This window comes from Polynucleobacter sp. 39-46-10 (genome assembly GCF_002282275.1).
Genome location: NZ_NCJB01000448.1, coordinates 1 through 1,547, shown reverse-complemented (window position 1 = coordinate 1,547; position 1,547 = coordinate 1). Strand labels below are relative to the sequence as shown.

General features: G+C 46.0%; 2 protein-coding genes. One reads left to right on the top strand and one right to left on the bottom strand.

Going from position 1 to position 1,547, the window contains the following annotated elements:
* The coding region (locus B7X71_RS16670; protein ID WP_293601557.1) for a hypothetical protein at positions 1 to 713 on the top strand (713 nt) is incomplete at its 5' end.
* A gap of 22 nt (positions 714 to 735) precedes the next feature.
* Here the strand turns inward: B7X71_RS16670 and B7X71_RS16665 are convergent.
* Positions 736 to 1,547 (bottom strand): MBL fold metallo-hydrolase (locus tag B7X71_RS16665; RefSeq protein ID WP_293601556.1); only part of this gene is annotated, 812 nt, incomplete at its 5' end.

The following is a 1,547-nucleotide window of genomic DNA, read 5'->3' as shown; positions in this document are numbered from 1 at the left end:
CTGACCAGTACTCAAGTCAGCGGGTTCTGGAATTTTGGGGTTACCACAACGCCTTTGGAGAGCAAACTCAAAGTGATACCTTGAAGTTGCGCTATTACCAACCCCTCCAGTTTGATCGCTGGCGAGGCACTATGCGACTCGATACCTCCTACGTTTCAACTTATGGACCTACCCTTTCAGAACAATCATCTGGCACCTATAACGCTGGCAATACGATGCTGACCGTCTGGGGAAATCACCCTAGTATTTTGAAAAATTGGGAAGGCACATTGGGAGGTCGAGTAATTTTTCCGTTTGGTAATAATGGGCAGTGGGCAGTTGGCCCCCAGATCGGCACGGTGTACGTTCCTACCAAAGATAATAGCTCGCGCCTCTCCGACTTTTCACCGCTTCTACGATATATGTATGGCTTTGATAGCAAAGGCAATTCATTGGCCAATAATCCCAATCAGCCGCCCCTAGCCCGTAATCTCAATATTTTTCCAACGCTTGGATTTAATGTCTTTCCCAATACTCAAATTCGGCTGTGGGATGAAAACGGGATCGTCTGGAATACGGGTGGGGGTGGTGGCTGGTTTGTTCCACTCGATGCCATGGTGACCCATCGCCTCAATAAACATTTTTTGTTTGCAGTGGGAGCCAGCAAACAAGTAGTTGAAAGCTACTCTGTTTACGACTGGTCTTTTTACGGAAAGCTATCGTTTAATTTCTAAGGTTTAATTTCTGAGCGACACTTCAGTCAAGATTAACTAAGCAGTCTTTCTCGATGATTGCAGCTTTTGATTTTACTAAAGCCTGTATCAACCAACCCTCAAAATCCTCACTACAGAGATTCATTTGTTTACGAATACTTTCTAGTGCTGGCGTACCTGCAATCCAGCTCTTGACCGCTGACATCTCTTTACTTCGCCACTCCAACAACTTGTACTTGAGCAGCACCTTAGCGCCGTGACGAGCATTACGATCAGTATCACCTGAAAGATAGTCAAGCCGAGATTTTGCGGTAGCGATTGACTTCTTTACATCAGTAAACGGTTTTCCATGTCCCGGAATCACCAAGGCAACTGGAAGCTCTTCAATTAGCTCTAATGTCTGCGCCACCCCTTCAAAGCCACTTTCACCCCAGAGCTCAGGGAAGATGACTCCAAAACCTTCTTCCCACAGGGCATCGGCAGAGATCAAGATTTGATGTTGCTCTTGATAGAGCATGACTGAATGGTTGTCATGACCAGGAGCTGCAAGAATCTGCCAACGATAGGGGCCCAAGTTAATCTCTTTGCCAGGCACGAGTAGATCACGGTGAGTAAAGCGTGGGCACTCTTGCCCCAATTGCTGAAAGCTGAGTAAATTTTCATCCCAATCTTGCACAGCAATTGCCTCAGCCTCTGGTATCCAGATATCGCAATCAAACTCTTGTGATAGCGCTGCATTGCCACCACAATGATCTGAGTGCAGATGTGTATTAACTAATTTATTGAGACTGCTTGAATTGTGTTGCTTGAGTGCATTGGAAACCAAATCCACTGTCATTTCTTGATGCGTGCAAT